This window comes from Pseudomonas sp. 3296 (assembly GCF_031456615.1).
GTDB classification, from domain to species: Bacteria; Pseudomonadota; Gammaproteobacteria; order Pseudomonadales; family Pseudomonadaceae; genus Aquipseudomonas; species Aquipseudomonas mucoides.
Genome location: NZ_JAVDUY010000009.1, coordinates 368709 through 387906 on the forward strand (window position 1 = coordinate 368709; position 19198 = coordinate 387906).

Genomic DNA, 19198 nt, shown 5'->3' on the forward strand with positions numbered 1-19198 from the left:
AGGCTCACTCCTACAAGGGGGGGCCGGGGTTGTTCACTGACTGACCACAATCTTCCCGATCATCTGCGGATGCAGCGCACAAAAATACTCAAACTCCCCCGGCGTGTTGAACACCCAGGAAAAGCTGTCATTGGTGTCCAGCGCCCCTGAACGAAAAACCTTGTGGGTTTCCGCCACCGTGTGCGGAATCTGGTCGTCGTTCACCCACGTCACTTTGGTGCCCACGGCCACGTTCAAATCCTTGGGTCCGAACATGAACGCCTTGATATCGATTTTCACCTCCTGAGCCCACACCGGCATTGACAGCATCAGGCACGCCACGGCCAACAATCGCTTTTTCATCTGATCGCCCTCCCCTATACCAATGTCGAATCAATCAGCGCCAATGGATGATCGCCCTGCGTTGCTCGCACATCGGTGATCCCCAGATAATTGCGCAGCTGATCAGCCGCCACCGTCATCGGCCCAGGCGTGGGCGCCGCACCCGGTGCCGGTTGTGGATAAGCGGTGCCTCGGGCGGTGTGGAAGGTGATATTGCCTTCGACCTTCTGGATGACCTGGTGGATATGCCCGTTCAACACCGTCACCGAACCGTACTTGCGCAGCATGGCAATCGCCTGATCGCCATCCTCGGTGCCCCAGCCCCATGGCTGATAAACCGTCCACAACGGAATATGGGTAAACACCACGATGGGTGTGCTGCTGGTCACGGCGCGCAAGTCGTCGGCCAGCCAGGCCAGTTGGTCGGCGCCCAGGGTTGCTTCACGGCCCGCCTGGAAATTGAAGACATTCACCAGCGCAATAAAATGCACGCCGTGGTCATCGAAGCTGTACCAGCCATTGCCTTTGGTGCCTTTGCCGTAACGTTCCAGATAGAGCGTGCCGCCGCCCTCGTCGAGGGTGTCGTGCTCCCCCGGAACATAGTGCACCGTGGACGGCAGGCCCTTGAGCAGTTGCGCGGCCGTGTCAAATTCCTCGGGTTTGGACAGGTGGGTGATGTCGCCGGTGTGCAGGATCAGAGCCGGTGGTTTTGGCAGCGCGATGACCTTGTCGATGGCCACCTGCAAGGTCTTCACCGGTTCCGGGTTGGCCTCCTTGTTGAAGCCGATGTGCGAGTCGCTGATCTGCACGAAGTGGAAGGTGCTGGCCAGTGCCTTGGGGTCGGAAACGTTGCCCGCCGCATCCAGGGCAAAGGCTCGGGGGATGCCGCCGCTCAGGGCCCAGATGACCCCCGCCCCGGCCCAGGCCGAGCATTTGAGCAGTGTTCGGCGGTCAGGGTTGAGCGGGCCGTCGGTGCGAATCGGGTGTCTTGATTGAATGTCCATCGGTTTTCCCTCGCTGGCGAACTACAGTGATGGTGCTGACACGAGGTACAACCCGACGGGACGGGACTTTATTCCGGGTCGAAAAAATAATTTTTTCCTGGGAATAAAAGGCCACGCAACACAGTTATAGGGGTGGGACAGTGCGGGAACCACTATGAAGCGATTTGAGGAACTGTTTGCGCCCCACCTGGACGCGGCCTATAACCTCGCGCGCTGGCTCACCGGCAACGACAGCGCCGCGCGTGATGTCGTCCAGGAAAGTGCCCTGCGCGCCTTTCGTTTCTTGCACCGGTTCGCCGATGGCAACGCCAAGGCCTGGTTCCTGACCATCGTGCGCAACGAAAGCTACACCTGGCTCAAGGCCTCGGCCGTGCACCATTGGGTGGCGATCGGCGATGAACTGCCCGAAGAAAACGCCGCGCTGAGTCATAGCCAGACTCCGGAGCTGCTGGCCATTCACACGGAAAACGTGGCGCTCATCCAGCAAGCCCTGTGCGCTCTGCCGCCGGCGTTTCGTGAGGTGATTGTTCTGAAAGAACTCGAAGACCTGCCCTACAAGGACATCGCCCTGGTGGTCGATATTCCCATCGGCACCGTCATGTCGAGACTGGCCCGGGCGCGCGCCATGCTCAAGCTCGAACTACTGAAGTTGCACGATCATGAATGAACTCGACTGCACGGTTTGCCAGACGTTGATGCATGGCTATCTGGACAAGGAACTTGACCCGCCGACGACCGCAACGGTGGCCGGGCATTTGGCCGAGTGCGCCGAGTGCGCGCGGTTGCACGATCAGGCGAAGTTGCTGATGCTCAGCGTGAAACGCCAGGCGCCCTATTACACGGCCCCGGCGTCGTTGTCAGCCAGTCTGTTCGTCCCTGTTGCCCCACCGCCTGGCATTCTAGAGCGCTGGCGAACATGGATCGCCCCGGCGTTTTCAGCGGCGGCGTTGGGCTTGGCGGTGGTGCTTTATGTGGCAACGCCGGCCAGCGAGCAACCGCTGATGGACGAGGCCGTCTCCAGCCATGTCCGCTCGTTGATGGGCGAGCATTTGAATGATGTGGTGTCGTCCGACCGTCATACCGTGAAGCCCTGGTTCACCGGCAAACTCGACTTCTCGCCGCCGGTCGTCGATTACTCGGCACAAGGGTTTGTGCTGTTGGGCGGGCGGCTGGATTACTTGCAGCACCAGACCACGGCGGCCCTGAGTTATGGGCGGGCCAAGCACATTATCAACGTGTTTATCCTGCCCACGCCGGAGGCGGACACGCCGCAAAAGAGTCAGGCCATTCGTGGCTTTAACGTGGTGTCCTGGCAAGCGAATCACATGCGCTTTGTGCTGGTTTCCGATCTGGAGAAAAGCGAGCTGGAGGCGTTCAGCCAGTTGCTCAAGCCATAGTCGGATCTCAGGCGTGTTGCTTGCGGTACTCGCCCGGCGCTATGCCAAACCGCGATTTGAAGGCCGTGGAGAAGTAGCTTGAATCGGAAAATCCCCAGGAGTAACCCAGCACCGACAATTTCTGTTCGGTGCGCGATTGGCGCAGGGATTCGGCGCACAAATCCAGCCGACGATTCTTGATGTACTTCGCTACCACCAACCCCTTCTTTGCAAAGATCCGGTACAGCCCCCGCACCGACATGCCGACTTCCCGTGCCAGCCATTCCGGGCACAGGTCTTCTGAGCGAATGTGTTCGTCGATGCATTCCAGCGTCTTGCGAAAGATGCGCTCATGCAGATCGTTGCTGTCTTCGGTTTGGCTGATGGCCGGGCGCAACAGGCTGACAATCGCTTCCAGCGTCGCCTCGCTTTCCGCGAGGCTCAGGGCGTTTTGCTGCGCGGCATCGAGAATCAACCGGTGCGAGAGCATCGCCATTGGCGACGCCGCGGCGATGCGGTGACCGCACTTGACCGGGTTGAAGCGCAAGGATTGCTCGATCAGCGACGAAGGCAGAATCAGCGACAACTGCCGGGAGTTTTCGCTGTAGGTGAAGTCGCTGGGGCGCGAGGCGTCGATCAGGGTGATATCGCCGGCCGACAGCAACACCTTGCTGTCGCCCTGGGCCATGCCCGCGGTGCCATCGAGCTGGAATACCGCAAAGTATTTGCCGCCCTCGCCCGCCGCGATTTGCGCCGGCGTGCGGTAGAGCCGCGCCTGGCAAGCATCGACAAAACTGAGTTTGAGCGCACCGCTCTGGTGTTCGCGGATCTGCCCGGAAAACTCATCGCCCAGGGTTTGCGCATTGAAGGCGCCACAGATCTGGTTGATCTGATGGATCCACTGGTCGAATCCATCACGGCGCTGTGCATTTGCAGAAATCATGTCAGGCCTCACGCAGGCTTATTTTTATTATCTACGCCAATCCTCCGGTTCTCCCTAACCACCCCGCTCCCACCGCAATGACGGGTTACTTCAACCCGCCAAAGCGTCGATAGAAACTCTCACCCACGTCCGGCAGCGGACCATCGGCGGTTTCCAGTGCACTGTTCAACCATTCCTCGGCTTTGGCGTAGATCAGCCGGTAAATGTTGCGGCACAACTGGCGCGCTGCCCGCCCCTCCCAATCACCGGGCAGTAATTCGTCCGGCAGCTGCGGGTCGCGCAACAGCAGTTTTCGGTATTCATGAATAAGCAGGACGCGTGCCAGGAAGCAGTCGCCCGGTTGCAGGTTCTCCTGCTCGCGAAGCGCTTGCCAGAGCGGTCGGAACAGCTGGATGAATTCGCTGTAATGGGTCGCCAGTTCTTCGATGTTCCAGCTTTCCTTTACCTGCAATCGCAGGGCCTTGGAGGCCAGGACGTCCTGCGCCGTGGTTTCGAAGACGATGGTTTCTTCCTGGACGCCGAGGTCGAGCAAGGTCGCATTAAGGTCGGTGCGGTCACTGCGTGGACACGCCAGCACCGCGGGCGAAATCGCACCAAAACCTTGCCACTCCAGTTCTTCGCGCACTTGTTTGCGCTTGTCCTGAGTCAACTGCGTGAGCATCACCAGGCACCAGGAACCGTCCCACGCCGGCACGGTGGAGCTGTAGACGCGCTTGAATGCCTTGTCGAAACGCCGGCGACCAGTGCCGGTCAGGCTGTAATAACTGCGACGCCCGACTTTTTCGGCGGTCAGCCAGCCTTCTTTGGTCAGGCGGAAAATCGAGGTGCGGATCAGCCGCTCGTTGATGCCGATGGGCTCGAGCAATTGAATCAGGCTGCCCAGCCAGACTGTCCCGCCGTGGGGTTCGATGGCATCGCCGTACAGCGTAATGATCAAGGAGCTGGCGCGGATCGGCGTCTGCTCCTGGAAGCGGGTTATCAGTTGGTTCAAGGGTGTCAGGGACGACATGGGCGTACCGGGCTGAAAAAAGAAAAGGAATATACCGGTTTCATAAGACTCACACGTACCCGTGTAGCAGCTACAGGAGGCTCATCGTTCATTGGGCGCTGCCTTTTGGGCGCAAGCCGCTGTCGCTGATGCGCGGGCGATTCGCCTCCACTTCGGTCAACGGTTCGCAGACCTGCATCTGTTCGAGGCAACGCTTGGCCAGATGCTGATACTCGCGGGTGCCCGCCTGTTTCCACGACACTTCTTCATCGCTCAGGCCGCGCTTGATGCTGGCCGGTGCGCCCATCACCAGTGACTGCTCGGGGCAGTCGAAACCGGCCTTGACGAAGGCCGCTGCCGAGACGAACGAGCGCGGGCCGATGCGGGCGTTGTCCATCACCACGGCGTTCATGCCCACCAGCGCATCGGCGCCGATCCGGCAACCGTGCAACACGGCGCCATGGCCGATGTGCCCATTGCGCTCGACCACCGTGTCGCTGTCCGGGAAACCATGCATCACGCAGGTGTCCTGCAGATTGGCGCCCTCCTCCAGCACGATGCGGCCAAAGTCCCCGCGCAGGCTCGCCAGCGGCCCGACATAGCAATGGGGGCCGACGATCACGTCGCCGATCAGCACCGCCGACGGATGAACGTAAGCCGAGGGATCAATTACCGGGGTCAAGCCATCGAGTCTGTAGCAAGTCATGGGACGGTCCTTTAAACGCATTGGTAAAGCGATGCCGATACAGGACCATTTTGTATCACATCGCTTTTACCACCACAAAGACAAAAATTCGTATCACTTAGTCCCGCCCCTGACGGGCGGTCGCTCGACGCCTGAAAACTCGCCACAAAACCCAATAAAACCGGCAAATATTCAATCACCTGGCTCGTATAGACAGCACCCTGACCCGATCAACACCCCATCAATAAGACACATTAAATACGCTTTACTATTGCTTTTGCGTATCACGTTGCAGGTATACTCAGGCAAAACCGGCCCACCGCGCCGATCCAATAATGAGCCGGCATTACAGCCGAGCATGCACCATGAGGGCATCCGCCATGCCTCTAACCCTTGCTGTCGAGTTCATCGAGCCGGGCGTTCGCCTGATTACCCTGCAGCGCCCGCAAGCGTTGAATGCCCTGAGCACCGAATTGCTCGGTGAACTGGCCGACGAACTGAACGCCGCGCAGGCCGATCCCGACACCCGCGCCGTGGTCCTGACCGGCAGCCGCAAAGCCTTCGCGGCCGGTGCCGATATCAAGGAAATGGCCGAGCGCAATCTGGTCGGCATCCTCGACGACCCGCGCCAGGCCTCGTGGCAAACCATCACCCGCTTCAACAAACCGCTGATCGCCGCCGTCAACGGCTTCGCCCTCGGCGGTGGCTGCGAACTGGCGATGCACGCCGACATCATCATTGCCGGTGAAAACGCCCGTTTCGGCCAGCCGGAAATCAACCTCGGGATCATGCCCGGCGCCGGTGGCACCCAACGTTTGCTGCGCGCCGTCGGCAAATCCATGGCCATGCAAATGGTCCTGACAGGGGAACCGATCGACGCCCGCCAGGCCCAGCGTGCCGGGTTGCTCAGTGAAGTGACGCAACCGGAATTCACCGTTGATCGCGCCGTGCAGATCGCCCGCAGCATCGCCGGCAAAGCGCCGCTGGCGGTGCGCCTGGCCAAGGAAGCCCTACTCAAGGCCATGGACACCGACCTGGCCAGCGGCCTGCGTTTCGAACGCCATGCCTTCACCGTGCTGGCCGGTACCCGCGACCGTGATGAAGGCATCCAGGCCTTCCAGGAAAAGCGCGCGCCGACCTTCACCGGCCAGTAATCAATCCTCCCTTTCAAAGCGAACGACCTCCCAGAGAGCGCCATGACCATGAACTTCGAACACATCCTGTTTTCCATCGAGGCCGGCGTCGCCCTGCTCAGCCTCAATCGTCCGGATCAGCTCAATAGCTTCAACGCGCAGATGCACGGTGAAGTGAAGGAGGCGCTGAAACAGGTCCGGCAAAACCCGGAAGTGCGTGTGTTGCTGCTGACCGGTGAAGGTCGCGGCTTCTGCGCCGGGCAGGACCTCAGCGACCGCAATGTCGCGCCGGGAAGCGACGTACCGGATCTGGGCGAGTCCATCGAGAAGTTCTACAACCCGCTGATCCGCCAATTGCGCGACCTGCCGCTGCCGGTGATCTGCGCGGTCAACGGCGTGGCCGCCGGCGCGGGCGCCAACATCCCGCTGGCCTGCGACCTGGTGTTAGCGGCGCGTTCGGCAAGCTTCATTCAAGCGTTCTGCAAGATTGGCCTGATCCCTGATTCCGGCGGCACCTGGACCTTGCCACGCCTGGTCGGCATGGCTCGCGCCAGGGCATTGGCCTTGCTCGGCAACCGTTTGAGCGCCGAACAAGCCGAGCAATGGGGTTTGATCTACCGCTGCGTGGAAGACGCCGAACTGCGCGATGAGGCGTTGAAACTCGCCCAACATCTGGCCACGCAACCGACCTACGGCCTGGCACTGATCAAGCGCAGCCTGAACGCCAGCCTGAGTAACACCTTTGACGAACAGCTGGAGCTGGAAAAAGACCTGCAACGCCTGGCCGGGCGCAGCGAGGATTACCGCGAAGGCGTCAGCGCCTTCATGGAAAAACGCAGCCCAAGCTTCAAGGGGCGCTGACTCATGACGGCACTGAACAGCAATGCACGTATCGCGGTGATCGGCGCCGGCGCCATGGGCGCCGGGATCGCACAAGTCGCGGCACAGGCCGGCCACACCGTGCTGCTGCTGGACAATCGCCCCGGCGCGGCGACGCAAGCCATCGAGGGCATTGCCCGACAGCTGGGCAAACGCGTCGACAACGGCAAACTCTCAGCCGAATCACGCTCGGCCACCCTTGCCCGTTTGCTGGCTGTTGAAGCCATTGAAGCGCTGGCGGATTGCGAGCTGGTGATCGAAGCCATCGTCGAGAACCTTGAAGTCAAACGCGCCCTCTTCCGCCAACTGGAAGAGGTCTGCGGCGAGCGCTGCATTCTGGCCAGCAACACCTCGTCGCTGTCGATCACCAGCATCGCCGCGCAACTGAATCACCCGCAACGCGTGCTCGGCCTGCACTTCTTCAACCCGGCACCGGTCATGGCGCTGGTGGAAATCGTCTCGGGCCTGGCCAGCGATCCGGCCATAGCCGCTTGCCTGTACGACACCGCCAAGGCCTGGGGCAAAAAACCGGTGCACACCCGCTCGACGCCGGGCTTCATCGTCAACCGCGTGGCCCGGCCGTTTTACGCCGAGAGCCTGCGTCTGCTGCAGGAGGGCGCGGCCGACTGCCCGACCCTGGATGCGCTGATGCGTGATGCCGGTGGTTTTGCGATGGGGGCGTTCGAGCTGACCGATCTGATCGGCCATGACGTCAACTATGCCGTGACCTGTTCGGTGTTCGACGCCTATTACGGCGACACGCGTTTCCTGCCGTCCTTGATTCAGAAGGAACGGGTGGACGCCGGACGTCTGGGGCGCAAAAGTGGCCACGGCTTTTACAGCTACGCCGAAGGTGCCGCACGGCCGCAACCGACCATGATCAGCAGTGAACAGACCGTCGAAACCTGTGTTGTCGAAGGTGATTTCGGTATCGCCAACGCGCTGATCCCGCGCCTGCGCGAACACGGTGTCGAGGTCATTCAGCGCGACGGCCAAGGCTTGCTGCGAGTGGGTGATGCGGTCCTGGCGCCGAGCGACGGGCGCATGGCCTGCCAGCGCGCCAGGGAAGACGGGCTGCGCAACCTGATCCTGCTCGACCTCGCGTTCGATTACAGCAAGGCCAGCCGCCTCGCGATCAGCTACGCAGCCGGGATTGAGCCGTCCGCGCTCGAACAGGGCGTCGCGTTGCTGCAACGGGCCGGATTCGGCGTCAGCCTGCTCAGCGACAGCCCGGCCCTCGCCGTGTTGCGTACCGTCGCCATGCTCGCCAACGAAGCCGCCGACGCCGTACTGCAAGGCGTGGCATCGGCCGCCGACATCGATCTGGCGATGCGCGCCGGGGTCAATTACCCGCAAGGCCCGCTGGCTTGGGCAGATGCCATCGGCCTCGTGCACATCCTCAACGTGCTGGAAAACCTGCAAGCCAGCTACGGCGAAGAACGTTATCGGCCGTCGCTGCTGTTGCGCCGCCGCGTTGCCGAAGGGAGGCATTTTCATGACTAACCACGAAGCGTTGGACCTGGCCAGCGACTGCGCCAAAGCCCTGTTCAGCCGCGACAACGCCAGCCAGGCGATGGGCATGCGCCTGCTGTCGGCCGGCCCCGGTTGCGCCCGCATCGGCATGAACGTGCGCGCCGACATGATCCAAGGCCACGGCACCTGCCACGGCGGCTACCTGTTTGCCCTCGCCGACTCGGCGTTTGCCCTGGCCTGCAACAGCTACAACGAAGCCACGGTCGCCATCGGTTGCAGCATCGACTACATCGCCCCGGCCCGCCAGGGCGACACCTTGAATGCCGATTGCACCGAGCAAAGCCGCTCCGGGCGTACTGGCAATTACGACGTGCGTATCGAAAACCAACTGGGCCAGCTGATAGCGCTGTTCCATGGCAAATCCTACAAAGTGCGCGGCGCGGTATTGCCGCAGGAGAACCCGAATGAATGACGCCTTGATCATCGACGCGGTACGGACCCCGATCGGTCGCTACGCCGGTGCCTTGAGCAGCGTGCGCGCCGACGACCTCGGTGCGGTGCCGCTGCGTGAACTGCTGCGCCGTCACCCGCAGGTCGACTGGAACACCGTGGATGATGTGATCTACGGCTGCGCCAACCAGGCTGGCGAAGACAACCGCAATGTTGCACGCATGTCGGCGCTGCTGGCCGGGTTGCCGATCAGCGTGCCGGGCACCACGCTCAATCGCTTGTGCGGTTCCGGGATGGACGCAATCGGCACCGCGGCGCGAGCGATTCGGTGTGGCGAGGCCGGGCTGATGCTGGTCGGCGGCGTCGAATCGATGTCCCGGGCGCCGCTGGTGATGGGCAAGGCCGAGCAGGCGTTTTCCCGTGATGCGCAGGTGTATGACACGACCATCGGCTGGCGTTTCGTCAATCCGTTGATGAAGAAAACCTACGGCATCGACTCGATGCCGGAGACGGCAGAAAACGTCGCTGAACAGTTCAATATCTCCCGCGCCGACCAGGACGCCTTTGCCCTGCGCAGTCAGCAGCGTGCCGGTGCGGCCCAGGCCAGGGGGCGTCTGGCCAAGGAAATCGTCGCAGTCGAAATTCCCCAGCGCAAAGGCCCGGCCAAAATCGTCGAGCACGATGAGCACCCGCGCGGCGATACCACGCTGGAGCAATTGCAGAAACTCGGCACGCCATTCCGCGAAGGCGGCAGCATCACCGCCGGCAACGCCTCCGGGGTCAACGACGGCGCCTGTGCGCTGCTGCTGGCCAGCCCGGAAGTCGCCAAACGCCACGGCCTGAAGGCGCGTGGCCGGGTGGTCGCCATGGCCACCGCCGGTGTCGAGCCGCGCATCATGGGCATCGGCCCGGTGCCCGCCACGCACAAAGTGCTGGAACTGGCCAACCTGAGCCTGGCCGACATGGACGTGATCGAACTCAACGAAGCCTTCGCCGCACAAGGTCTGGCGGTGTTGCGCGAATTGGGCCTCGGCGATACCGACCCGCGTGTGAACCCGAACGGCGGGGCGATTGCCCTTGGTCATCCGCTGGGCATGAGTGGTGCGCGACTGGTGACCACCGCCCTGCATGAACTGGAAGAACGTCAGGGCCGCTACGCCTTATGCACCATGTGCATCGGCGTCGGCCAGGGCATCGCGCTGATCCTCGAGCGGTTGTCCGACTAAAGAATCGCGATTCCCGGGGAGCCCAGAGGTATCCTTGGGGCATGCACTCAAAGCCCTGCCACGACGGGGCCGGAACACAAAAATAATTCGAGTGAAGTTATGAACATGCCAATTGCCAAAGCCGTGCTTGATCCTGTGCTGGACCCGCTGGAAACCGCCAGCATCGACGAACTGCGTCAACACCAGCTGGATCGCCTGCGCTGGAGCCTGAACCACGCCTACACCAATGTGCCGCTGTACCGTCAGCGCTTCGACGCGCTGGGCGTGCACCCGGACGACATCAAATCCCTGGAAGACCTGGCGAAGTTTCCGTTCACCACCAAGACCGACCTGCGCGATAACTATCCCTACGGCATGTTTGCCGTACCGATGAACGAGGTGGTGCGCCTGCACGCCTCCAGCGGCACGACCGGCAAACCGACCGTCGTCGGCTACACCCAGAACGACATCGACACCTGGGCCAACGTGGTCGCCCGTTCGATCCGTGCGGCGGGTGGTCGTCGCGGCGACAAGGTACATATTTCCTATGGCTACGGCTTGTTCACCGGCGGCCTCGGCGCGCACTACGGCGCCGAGCGCCTGGGCTGCACGGTGATTCCGATGTCCGGTGGGCAGACCGAGAAACAGGTGCAACTGATCAAGGATTTCCAGCCGGACATCATCATGGTCACGCCGTCCTACATGCTCAACATTGCCGATGAAATCGAGCGCCAGGGCATCGACCCGCACAAACTGGCCCTGCGTCTGGGCATCTTCGGCGCCGAGCCGTGGACCGGCGAATTGCGCAGTGCCATTGAGAACCGTTTGGGCATTACGGCGCTGGATATCTATGGCCTGTCGGAAATCATGGGGCCGGGTGTCGCCATGGAATGCGCTGAAACCAAGGATGGGCCGACGATTTGGGAAGACCACTTCTACCCGGAAATCATTGATCCGGTCACCGGCGAAGTGTTGCCCGACGGGCAGATGGGTGAGCTGGTGTTTACGTCGTTGAGCAAGGAAGCGTTGCCGATGATTCGCTATCGCACCCGCGATTTGACGCGTCTGCTGCCGGGGACGGCGCGACCGATGCGACGAATCGACAAGATAACTGGGCGCAGTGATGACATGTTGATTATTCGCGGGGTCAACGTGTTTCCGACGCAGATCGAGGAGCAGGTGCTGAAGATCAAACAGCTTTCAGAGTCTTATGAGATTCATCTGTATCGCAATGGGAATCTGGACAGCGTTGATGTGCATGTGGAGCTCAAGGCGGAGCATCAGCATTTGAGCGATGAACAGCAGAGGGCTGTTTGTGGTGAGTTGAGCCGGCATATCAAGACGTATATCGGGATCAGTTCGCGGGTTGTTTTGCAGCCGATGCATTCGATCAAGCGTTCTGAGGGCAAGGCTTGTCACGTGATGGACAAGCGCCCTAAAGCATGACTGCTGCACCCTTTATGGCCCCGCTTTGGCGGGGCTTTTTTTTGGCTGGAACGCGCGCGGATCAACGTTGATAGAGGCGCCGATGGAGGTAGCCACAGGTTGACGCAGAGGCTCAGGGCGTTAGGGGGCGGTGCCTCAAGATCAAAAAGCTGCAGGCGAGCTAACGCTCGGCCTGTTGAGTGGTGGGGAGCAAAAGCCGTACGCCGATTGATCGTTCCCACGCTCTGCGTGGGAATGCCGCCGGGGACGCTCCGCGTCCCCTCTTCAAAGATTGCGCGATAACGCCCGACGTACGCTTTCGCTGTTCAGCGGCTGGCTTTGTGCCGGAGCATCAACGCTGGCCTGGACCGTTTTCTCTTCCTGAACAGGGCTTTCTTCCTCAATCACAATGTCAGCCTCGACAAACAGCTCTACCTGGGCAGGTTGCACCACTTGGGCAGGACTTGGCGCACGACCGCGACTACCGACCTCAGCGTCCAGTTTGTCGATGTAGGCATTCAAATCGCTGATCAGCAGTTTCTTGCGCTGGGAGCCCTGGTACCACGCGTAGCAAAAATAGCCTGCCCCCGCCAGGATGCCCAACCCGACTGTAGCAAGGCCGGCGACGCACAACCCGGACACAATCATCACGGTCTTCCAGTTGAAAGGCGCCAGCTCCAACTCGGTATGCAGCGCGTTGGCGTCACGCAGTACCCAACGCTTGGCCGCCGTGTGGTTCTGCAGAAGGATGTGTAGCGGCGAACCGTCCTTTTTCAAGGCACTGATCAATGAGATGTCCTGGCCGGTGCGCAACGGAATATCCACGCCGCGCAACTTCACATCGTGCTCGACGCCATCCGGGGTTTTGACCCAGAACTCATGATTAATGATCGAAACCGAACTGACGCGCACCGGCGTCACTTCACTGTCCTTGCCGTTCACATGAACGCCGCCAGTGGACGTCACACGGGTTTCGCTGAGTTTTTCGCTGCCCACCACTTCACCGCTCAGGACAGTGAAAACAACCGATTTATCGCCATGGGTGAACGTGTGCATTTCGATTCCTTGATAGACCCACGCCAGTCGACGTGCAGGAGAAAATCCGTATGCGGCGGATGCTACTAAGTAGCCATCAGGCTGTCCAGAAATCGCGCCGCGGGTGACACGGAGCGTCAAAGGATGCATCTCCACGCAGAGCGCAGGAACGAGCAAAAGCATCGCGAGCAAGCTCCAAATAGAGGCCATCACCCAAAAAACGGATATGCCCCCGACCAAAAGCAACCACCCATGCCAAAGCGATACAAAAACACATACGACACACCATTTTCTGTTTGATATTAAATTCTGTATCGCTTATAAAGTTCTCCATGCCATCAAACAGATTCACGGCGGGAGACCCAACATGTACGCACAGCTCGTAGAAACAGGCGTAAAGCGCATCAAAGACCTCTCGGAGATGTCCGACCAGGAACGCGCCTTCCAGGAAAAAATCGATTCAGAAATCAAAATCGAAGCCAAAAACTGGATGCCAGATGCCTATCGCCAGACCCTGATCCGGCAGATCTCCCAACACGCCCACTCCGAAATCGTCGGCATGCTGCCCGAAGGCAACTGGGTCACCCGCGCCCCGTCGCTCAAACGCAAACTGCAATTAATGGCCAAGATCCAGGACGAAGCCGGCCATGGCCTGTACCTCTACAGCGCCATGGAAACCCTCGGTGCCGACCGCGATGAAGAAATCGCCAAACTGCACAGTGGCAAAGCCAAGTACTCAAGCATCTTCAATTACCCGACGCTGAACTGGGCCGACATGGGCGCAGTGGGCTGGCTGGTCGACGGCGCCGCCATCGTCAACCAGGTGGTATTGCAACGCACTTCGTACGGCCCCTACTCCCGGGCCATGGTGCGCATCTGCAAGGAAGAAAGTTTCCACCAGCGCCAAGGCTACGAAATCCTGCTGACCATGATGCGCCACGGTAATCAGGCGCAAAAAGACATGGTCCAGGACGCGATCAATCGCCTGTGGTGGCCGTCGCTGATGATGTTCGGACCGAGCGACGAACACTCGCCGAACAGCGCGCAATCCATGGCCTGGAAAATCAAGCGCCAGAGCAACGACGAACTACGCCAGCGCTTCATCGACCAGACCATCCCGCAACTCGAACTGCTGGGCTGCACCTGCCCTGACCCGGACCTGAAGTGGAACGCCGAAACCGGCCACTACGACTTCGGCGAGATCCAGTGGAGCGAATTCTACGAAGTGCTCAGGGGCAACGGCCCGTGCAACCAGGAACGCGTCGCCACCCGCCGCAAGGCGATTGAAGACGGCGCCTGGGTTCGCGAAGCCGCCGTCGCCCACGCTCGCAAAAAACAGAACAAGAACGCCGCCTGATCGGCCACCTGATGTGGAGTCATTGAAATGTCTGAATGGACCCTTTTTGAAGTCTTCGTGCGCAGCAAGCACGGCCTCAACCACAAGCACGTCGGCAGCGTGCATGCCGCCGACACCCCGATGGCCATCGAGAATGCGCGCGAGTTGTACACCCGACGCAGTGAAGGCGTGAGCCTGTGGGTCGTGCCGTCGGCGCTGATTACCGCCTCGTCGCCGGATGAAAAAGACCCACTGTTCGATCCGTCGGACGACAAGGTCTACCGCCACGCCAGCTTCTACGAGCTGCCGGCCGAAGTCGGGCACATGTGAGGTCGACCATGAACAACCAGACTGATCTGATCGAATACCTGCTGCGCCTCGGCGACAGCGCCCTGATCCAGGGCCAGCGCCTGTGCCAATGGTGCGGCAAGGCCCCGGCGCTGGAAGAAGAACTGGCGCTGATGAACGTCGGCCTCGACCTGGTGGGCCAGGCGCGCAACTGGCTGGAATACGCCGCCGAACTGCTCAACGATGGCCGCAGCGCCGATGACCTGGCGTTCCGCCGTGACGAGCGCGCCTACCGCAACCTGTTACTGGTGGAACAACCGAACGGCGATTACGCGGTGACCATCCTCAAGCAGTTCCTCTATGACGCCTGGCACTTGCCCGTGCTCAGCGGCCTGAGCCAGTCCAGCGACGAACGGGTCGCCGGGATCGCCGCCAAAGCCGTCAAGGAAGTCACCTATCACCTGCGCCGCTCCGGCGAGTGGGTCGAGCGCCTGGGTGACGGCACGGAAGAAAGCCATCGCCGCATGCTGGCCGCGATCCCTGAGGTTTGGCGCTTCACCGTCGAACTGACCAGTGCGGATGACAGTGAGCAACGCCTGTGCGATGCCGGCATTACCCCGGACACCGCGCAAGTCGCCGCAGCCTGGCAAGCCAAGGTCTGCGAGATTTTCGCCAGCGCCACCCTGCCCGTGCCGGACGCGGCCAACTACTTCTACCTGAATGCACGCAAGGGCCTGCACACCGAACACCTCGGCATTCTGCTGGCCGAAATGCAGTTCCTGCCACGAGCGTACCCCGATGCGACCTGGTGAGTTGATCGCCAGCGACCTCGGCGCCCGGCCGGCACAACCGACCGACCTGGCCGCCGCGTGGGCGACCCTGGCGCAGGTCATGGACCCGGAAGTGCCGGTGGTCAGCGTGGTCGACCTCGGCATCGTGCGCGATCTCGACTGGCAGGCCGGGCACTTGCACGTGGTGGTCACGCCGACCTATTCCGGCTGCCCCGCCACCGAAGTGATCGAAAGCGATATCCGCGAGGCCCTGGAACTGGCGGGGTTCAAGGCGCCGCAACTGGAGCGCAAATTGACGCCGGCGTGGACCACCGACTGGATCAGCGACAGCGGCCGTGAACGCTTGCGCGCCTATGGCATCGCCCCGCCCGAAGGCAGCACCAGCAAGCGCAGCCTGCTTGGTGAAAGCCCGGTGATCGTCTGCCCGCAGTGCGGCAGCACGCACACCGAAGTGCTCAGCGAGTTCGGTTCCACTGCCTGCAAGGCGTTGTATCGCTGCGTCGATTGCCGCGAGCCGTTCGACTATTTCAAGTGCATCTGAGCGGCAATCGGCCGTCCCAGCTGGAGAACAATAATGAGCAAATTTCACAGCCTGACCATCAAGGATGTGCGCACCGAGACCCGTGATGCGGTGTCCATCGCCTTCGAGATTCCGCAGCACCTGCAAGACAGTTTTCACTTCACCCAGGGCCAGCACCTGGTGATGCGCACTCAGTTGGATGGCGAAGAAGTCCGCCGCTCGTACTCGATCTGCACCGGGGTCAACGACGGTGAACTGCGCATCGCGGTCAAGCGTGTGGCGGGTGGACGTTTTTCCGCATTCGCCAACGAGCAACTCAAGGCTGGCCATAGCCTGGAAGTCATGCCGCCCGCCGGGCATTTCTGCGTTGAACTCGATCCGGCGCGCCACGGCAGCTACCTGGCGGTCGCGGCCGGCAGCGGTATCACGCCGATTTTTTCGATCATCAAGACCACTCTGGAAACCGAACCGAACAGCCGCGTCACTCTGCTGTACGGCAACCGTTCCAGCTCCGGCGCATTGTTCCGCGAACAGCTGGAAGACCTGAAAAACCGTTATTTGCAGCGCCTGAACCTGATCTTCGTGTTCAGCCGCGAACAGCAGGACGTCGACCTGTACAACGGCCGGATCAACGCCGAGAAGTGCGAGCAACTGTTCAGCCGCTGGCTCGACGTCAAGGCCCTCGATGCGGCGTTCATCTGCGGCCCGCAGGAAATGACCGAGACCGTGCGCGACAGCCTCAAGGCAAAGGGCATGGCGCCAGAGCGCATCCATTTCGAACTGTTCGCCGCCGCTGGCAGCCAGCAAAAACGCGAAGCCCGCGAGGCGGCCCGTCAAGTGGATGCGGCGGTCAGCCAGATCACCGTGATCAGCGACGGCCGCGCCCTGGCGTTCGACCTGCCGCGCAACAGTCAGAGCATCCTCGACGCCGGCAACGCCCAGGGCGCCGAATTGCCCTACTCGTGCAAGGCCGGCGTGTGCTCGACCTGCAAGTGCAAGGTCATCGAAGGCGAAGTGGAAATGGACAGCAACCACGCCCTGGAAGACTACGAAGTCGCCGCCGGCTATGTGCTGTCGTGCCAGGCGTTCCCGATCAGCGACAAAGTGGTGCTGGACTTCGATCAGCTCTGAACACTAGCGCATGCAGCACCGCGCGCGACCAACCATTTCATAATCCGGAGGAATCGTGATGCCTCACGCCCCTACCCTGCAAAGCTTCATCGCCGGTCGCTGGATCGGCCAACACGGCGCACAAATCCTGCGCAGCGCCATCGACGGCCATGAAATTGCGCGCACCCACGAAGAGCGTCCGGACTTCGCCGAAGCCGTCGAACATGGTCGCCGCCAAGGCATCAGTGGCTTGATGGCGCTGGACTTCCAGCAACGCGCCCAACGCCTCAAGGCCCTGGCCTTGTACCTGAGCGAACGCAAGGAACAGCTCTACGCGATCTCCCACCACAGCGGCGCGACCCGTGCCGACAGCTGGATCGACATCGAAGGCGGCAACAGCACCCTCTTCACCTACGCCAGCCTCGGCTCGCGCGAATTGCCGTCGGGCAACATCGTCCACGAAGGCCCGGCGATGCAACTGAGCAAACTCGGCACCTTCGCCGGCACCCATATTCTGGTGCCACGTGGCGGCCTGGCGGTCCACATCAACGCCTTCAACTTCCCGATCTGGGGCATGTTGGAAAAGTTCGCACCGAGCTTTCTCGCCGGCATGCCGTGCATCGTCAAACCGGCCAGCGCCACCAGCTACCTGACTGAAGCTGTGGTGCGCCTGATGGACGAATCCGGTTTGCTGCCTGCGGGCAGCTTGCAGCTGATCATCGGCGGCACCGGCGACCTGCTCGACCGTCTGCAAGGCCAGGACGTGGTGACCTTCACCGGTTCCGCCGACACCGCCGCCAAGCTGCGGGTCAATCCGAACCTGATCCGTAACTCGGTGCCGTTCAACGCCGAAGCCGACTCACTGAACTGCGCGATTCTCGCCCCGGACGTCGCCCCGGACGACGAAGAGTTCGAGCTGTTCATCAAGGAAGTCGCTCGCGAGATGACCACCAAGGCCGGGCAGAAATGCACCGCCATCCGCCGCGCCATCGTGCCGGCCAAACACATCGACGCGGTCGCGATGCGCCTGCGTGATCGACTGAAAAAAGTCGTGGTCGGCGACCCGTCGGTGGAAGGCGTGCGCATGGGCGCACTGGCCTCCCACGACCAGCAAAAAGACGTCGCCGAGCGTCTGGAAAGTCTGTTGCAGAGCAGCGACCTGCTGTTCGGTGCCCGCGATGGTTTCGAACCGCGCGGCGCAAACGTCAGCCAGGGCGCGTTCTTTGCCCCGACCCTGCTGCAAGCCCGCGACCCGCACGCCGAGGGTGGCGCACACGATATCGAAGCGTTCGGCCCGGTCAGCACCCTGATGGCCTACGACGATCTGGACGAAGCCCTGGCGCTGGCCGCTCGCGGCAAAGGCAGCCTGGTGGCGAGTTTGATCACCAAGGATCCACAGATCGCCGCCAAAGCCATTCCGGTGGCCGCCGCCTGGCACGGTCGTTTGCTGGTGCTGGATCGCGAGTCCGCCGCCGAATCCACCGGCCACGGATCGCCCCTGCCGCAACTCAAGCACGGTGGCCCGGGGCGTGCCGGTGGTGGTGAAGAACTTGGCGGTCTGCGCGCGGTGAAACATTACCTGCAACGCGCGGCGGTACAAGGTTCGCCGACGATGTTGGCAGCGGTGACCGGTGAATACGTGCGCGGCGCCAAGGTCATCGAAACCCAAGTGCATCCGTTCCGCCGGTTCTTCCAGGATCTGCAGATTGGCGAATCGTTGCTGACACACCGTCGTACCGTGACCGAGGCCGATCTGGTGAACTTCGGTTGCCTGTCCGGCGACCACTTCTACATGCACTTCGACGACATCGCCGCCAAGGAATCGCAGTTCGGCAAACGTATTGCCCACGGTTACTTCGTGCTGTCGGCGGCGGCCGGGTTGTTCGTGTCGCCGGCGCCGGGGCCGGTGTTGGCCAACTACGGCCTGGACACGCTGCGCTTTATCAATCCGGTGGGGATTGGCGACACGATTCAGGCGCGTCTGACCTGCAAGCGCAAGATCGACCAGGGCAAGAAGAGCCCACAGGGGATCCCGCAAGGGGTGGTGGCTTGGGATGTGGAAGTCACCAACCAGTTGGGTGAGCTGGTGGCCAGTTACGACATTCTGACCCTGGTCGTTAAACGCGAAGACTAAGCGATCACTGTAGGAGTGAGCCTGCTCGCGATGCAGACAACTCGGTGTAACTGGAAGACCGAGGTGATGCTATCGCGAGCAGGCTCACTCCTACAGGGGGTT

General features: G+C 61.5%; 21 protein-coding genes. 14 read left to right on the top strand and 7 right to left on the bottom strand.

Going from position 1 to position 19198, the window contains the following annotated elements; genetic code table 11:
* Positions 1-33: 33 nt before the first annotated feature.
* Together J2X66_RS25485 and J2X66_RS25490 are read right to left on the bottom strand one after the other, a co-directional pair.
* A complete protein-coding gene (locus J2X66_RS25485; protein ID WP_310270188.1) occupies positions 34-342 on the bottom strand; it encodes a cupredoxin family copper-binding protein in 309 nt (102 codons plus the stop codon).
* A 14-nt stretch (positions 343-356) separates the two neighbouring features.
* Complete coding sequence (locus J2X66_RS25490; protein WP_310270191.1) at positions 357-1325, bottom strand: metallophosphoesterase; 969 nt, start codon at positions 1323-1325, stop codon at positions 357-359.
* A gap of 154 nt (positions 1326-1479) precedes the next feature.
* Here J2X66_RS25490 and J2X66_RS25495 point away from each other — a divergent pair, with 154 nt between their 5' ends.
* On the top strand, positions 1480-1992 hold the full coding sequence (locus J2X66_RS25495; RefSeq protein ID WP_310270194.1) for a sigma-70 family RNA polymerase sigma factor: 513 nt from the start codon (positions 1480-1482) through the stop codon (positions 1990-1992).
* On the top strand, positions 1985-2722 hold the full coding sequence (locus J2X66_RS25500) for an anti-sigma factor (RefSeq protein WP_310270197.1): 738 nt from the start codon (positions 1985-1987) through the stop codon (positions 2720-2722). Before J2X66_RS25495 ends, J2X66_RS25500 begins: the two co-directional genes overlap by 8 nt.
* A gap of 7 nt (positions 2723-2729) precedes the next feature.
* Here J2X66_RS25500 and feaR read toward each other — a convergent pair whose 3' ends face one another.
* From feaR to paaY, 3 genes are all read right to left on the bottom strand, one after another.
* Entirely contained in the window at positions 2730-3644 is a 915-nt protein-coding gene (gene feaR / locus J2X66_RS25505) for a transcriptional regulator FeaR (protein ID WP_310270200.1), read from the bottom strand.
* 85 nt (positions 3645-3729) lie between these two features.
* Positions 3730-4653, bottom strand: coding sequence for a phenylacetic acid degradation operon negative regulatory protein PaaX (gene paaX, locus J2X66_RS25510; protein ID WP_310270203.1), 924 nt, complete (start codon positions 4651-4653; stop codon positions 3730-3732).
* Positions 4654-4741: 88 nt separating this feature from the next.
* Positions 4742-5338 carry a phenylacetic acid degradation protein PaaY gene (gene paaY, locus J2X66_RS25515; RefSeq protein WP_310270206.1) on the bottom strand — a complete coding sequence of 199 codons (597 nt, stop codon included), beginning with the start codon at positions 5336-5338 and terminating at the stop codon, positions 4742-4744.
* A gap of 359 nt (positions 5339-5697) precedes the next feature.
* On the opposite strand from paaY, the gene paaF reads away from it, so the two are divergent.
* From paaF to paaK, 6 genes are all read left to right on the top strand, one after another.
* Positions 5698-6471 (top strand): 2,3-dehydroadipyl-CoA hydratase PaaF, encoded by a 774-nt coding sequence (gene paaF / locus J2X66_RS25520; protein ID WP_310270208.1) that lies wholly within the window; start codon positions 5698-5700, stop codon positions 6469-6471.
* A 48-nt stretch (positions 6472-6519) separates the two neighbouring features.
* On the top strand, positions 6520-7311 hold the full coding sequence (gene paaG / locus J2X66_RS25525; protein WP_310270279.1) for a 2-(1,2-epoxy-1,2-dihydrophenyl)acetyl-CoA isomerase PaaG: 792 nt from the start codon (positions 6520-6522) through the stop codon (positions 7309-7311).
* Between the two features lie 3 nt (positions 7312-7314).
* On the top strand, positions 7315-8832 hold the full coding sequence (gene paaH / locus J2X66_RS25530) for a 3-hydroxyacyl-CoA dehydrogenase PaaH (protein WP_310270211.1): 1518 nt from the start codon (positions 7315-7317) through the stop codon (positions 8830-8832).
* On the top strand, positions 8825-9274 hold the full coding sequence (gene paaI, locus J2X66_RS25535; protein ID WP_310270214.1) for a hydroxyphenylacetyl-CoA thioesterase PaaI: 450 nt from the start codon (positions 8825-8827) through the stop codon (positions 9272-9274). Before paaH ends, paaI begins: the two co-directional genes overlap by 8 nt.
* Positions 9267-10478 carry a 3-oxoadipyl-CoA thiolase gene (gene pcaF, locus J2X66_RS25540; protein WP_310270216.1) on the top strand — a complete coding sequence of 404 codons (1212 nt, stop codon included), beginning with the start codon at positions 9267-9269 and terminating at the stop codon, positions 10476-10478. The genes paaI and pcaF overlap by 8 nt, the downstream gene beginning before the upstream one ends.
* Before the next feature lie 99 nt (positions 10479-10577).
* The gene (paaK, locus tag J2X66_RS25545) at positions 10578-11903 is read left to right on the top strand and encodes a phenylacetate--CoA ligase PaaK (protein WP_310270220.1); all 1326 of its coding nucleotides are present in this window, start codon (positions 10578-10580) and stop codon (positions 11901-11903) included.
* 264 nt (positions 11904-12167) lie between these two features.
* Here the strand turns inward: paaK and J2X66_RS25550 are convergent, their stop codons facing one another.
* Both J2X66_RS25550 and J2X66_RS25555 read right to left on the bottom strand, forming a co-directional pair.
* A complete protein-coding gene (locus J2X66_RS25550) occupies positions 12168-12938 on the bottom strand; it encodes a hypothetical protein (protein ID WP_310270223.1) in 771 nt (256 codons plus the stop codon).
* 76 nt (positions 12939-13014) lie between these two features.
* The gene (locus tag J2X66_RS25555; RefSeq protein ID WP_310270226.1) at positions 13015-13269 is read right to left on the bottom strand and encodes a hypothetical protein; all 255 of its coding nucleotides are present in this window, start codon (positions 13267-13269) and stop codon (positions 13015-13017) included.
* A gap of 15 nt (positions 13270-13284) precedes the next feature.
* Here J2X66_RS25555 and paaA point away from each other — a divergent pair, with 15 nt between their 5' ends.
* The 6 genes from paaA to paaZ are packed head-to-tail and all read left to right on the top strand — an operon-like array spanning position 13285 to position 19096.
* Positions 13285-14274, top strand: a complete 990-nt coding sequence (gene paaA, locus J2X66_RS25560; RefSeq protein WP_310270228.1) for a 1,2-phenylacetyl-CoA epoxidase subunit PaaA — start codon at positions 13285-13287, stop codon at positions 14272-14274.
* A gap of 27 nt (positions 14275-14301) precedes the next feature.
* On the top strand, positions 14302-14583 hold the full coding sequence (paaB, locus tag J2X66_RS25565) for a 1,2-phenylacetyl-CoA epoxidase subunit PaaB (RefSeq protein ID WP_310270231.1): 282 nt from the start codon (positions 14302-14304) through the stop codon (positions 14581-14583).
* An 8-nt stretch (positions 14584-14591) separates the two neighbouring features.
* The gene (gene paaC, locus J2X66_RS25570) at positions 14592-15353 is read left to right on the top strand and encodes a 1,2-phenylacetyl-CoA epoxidase subunit PaaC (RefSeq protein WP_310270234.1); all 762 of its coding nucleotides are present in this window, start codon (positions 14592-14594) and stop codon (positions 15351-15353) included.
* On the top strand, positions 15340-15873 hold the full coding sequence (gene paaD / locus J2X66_RS25575; RefSeq protein WP_310270237.1) for a 1,2-phenylacetyl-CoA epoxidase subunit PaaD: 534 nt from the start codon (positions 15340-15342) through the stop codon (positions 15871-15873). Before paaC ends, paaD begins: the two co-directional genes overlap by 14 nt.
* A 33-nt stretch (positions 15874-15906) precedes the next feature.
* Positions 15907-16983 (top strand): 1,2-phenylacetyl-CoA epoxidase subunit PaaE, encoded by a 1077-nt coding sequence (paaE, locus tag J2X66_RS25580; RefSeq protein WP_310270240.1) that lies wholly within the window; start codon positions 15907-15909, stop codon positions 16981-16983.
* Between the two features lie 58 nt (positions 16984-17041).
* Positions 17042-19096 carry a phenylacetic acid degradation bifunctional protein PaaZ gene (paaZ, locus tag J2X66_RS25585; RefSeq protein WP_310270244.1) on the top strand — a complete coding sequence of 685 codons (2055 nt, stop codon included), beginning with the start codon at positions 17042-17044 and terminating at the stop codon, positions 19094-19096.
* Positions 19097-19198 lie beyond the last annotated feature (102 nt).

Excerpts from the sequence above, each read along its gene's own strand:
- J2X66_RS25485 (WP_310270188.1), bottom strand. The coding sequence starts at position 342 with ATGAAAAAGCGATTGTTGGCCGTGGCGTGCCTGATGCTGTCAATGCCG.
- J2X66_RS25490 (WP_310270191.1), bottom strand. The coding sequence starts at position 1,325 with ATGGACATTCAATCAAGACACCCGATTCGCACCGACGGCCCGCTCAAC.
- J2X66_RS25495 (WP_310270194.1), top strand. The coding sequence starts at position 1,480 with ATGAAGCGATTTGAGGAACTGTTTGCGCCCCACCTGGACGCGGCCTAT.
- J2X66_RS25500 (WP_310270197.1), top strand. The coding sequence starts at position 1,985 with ATGAATGAACTCGACTGCACGGTTTGCCAGACGTTGATGCATGGCTAT.
- feaR (WP_310270200.1), bottom strand. The coding sequence starts at position 3,644 with ATGATTTCTGCAAATGCACAGCGCCGTGATGGATTCGACCAGTGGATC.
- paaX (WP_310270203.1), bottom strand. The coding sequence starts at position 4,653 with ATGTCGTCCCTGACACCCTTGAACCAACTGATAACCCGCTTCCAGGAG.
- paaY (WP_310270206.1), bottom strand. The coding sequence starts at position 5,338 with ATGACTTGCTACAGACTCGATGGCTTGACCCCGGTAATTGATCCCTCG.
- paaF (WP_310270208.1), top strand. The coding sequence starts at position 5,698 with ATGCCTCTAACCCTTGCTGTCGAGTTCATCGAGCCGGGCGTTCGCCTG.
- paaG (WP_310270279.1), top strand. The coding sequence starts at position 6,520 with ATGAACTTCGAACACATCCTGTTTTCCATCGAGGCCGGCGTCGCCCTG.
- paaH (WP_310270211.1), top strand. The coding sequence starts at position 7,315 with ATGACGGCACTGAACAGCAATGCACGTATCGCGGTGATCGGCGCCGGC.
- paaI (WP_310270214.1), top strand. The coding sequence starts at position 8,825 with ATGACTAACCACGAAGCGTTGGACCTGGCCAGCGACTGCGCCAAAGCC.
- pcaF (WP_310270216.1), top strand. The coding sequence starts at position 9,267 with ATGAATGACGCCTTGATCATCGACGCGGTACGGACCCCGATCGGTCGC.
- paaK (WP_310270220.1), top strand. The coding sequence starts at position 10,578 with ATGAACATGCCAATTGCCAAAGCCGTGCTTGATCCTGTGCTGGACCCG.
- J2X66_RS25550 (WP_310270223.1), bottom strand. The coding sequence starts at position 12,938 with ATGCACACGTTCACCCATGGCGATAAATCGGTTGTTTTCACTGTCCTG.
- paaA (WP_310270228.1), top strand. The coding sequence starts at position 13,285 with ATGTACGCACAGCTCGTAGAAACAGGCGTAAAGCGCATCAAAGACCTC.
- paaB (WP_310270231.1), top strand. The coding sequence starts at position 14,302 with ATGTCTGAATGGACCCTTTTTGAAGTCTTCGTGCGCAGCAAGCACGGC.
- paaC (WP_310270234.1), top strand. The coding sequence starts at position 14,592 with ATGAACAACCAGACTGATCTGATCGAATACCTGCTGCGCCTCGGCGAC.
- paaD (WP_310270237.1), top strand. The coding sequence starts at position 15,340 with ATGCGACCTGGTGAGTTGATCGCCAGCGACCTCGGCGCCCGGCCGGCA.
- paaE (WP_310270240.1), top strand. The coding sequence starts at position 15,907 with ATGAGCAAATTTCACAGCCTGACCATCAAGGATGTGCGCACCGAGACC.
- paaZ (WP_310270244.1), top strand. The coding sequence starts at position 17,042 with ATGCCTCACGCCCCTACCCTGCAAAGCTTCATCGCCGGTCGCTGGATC.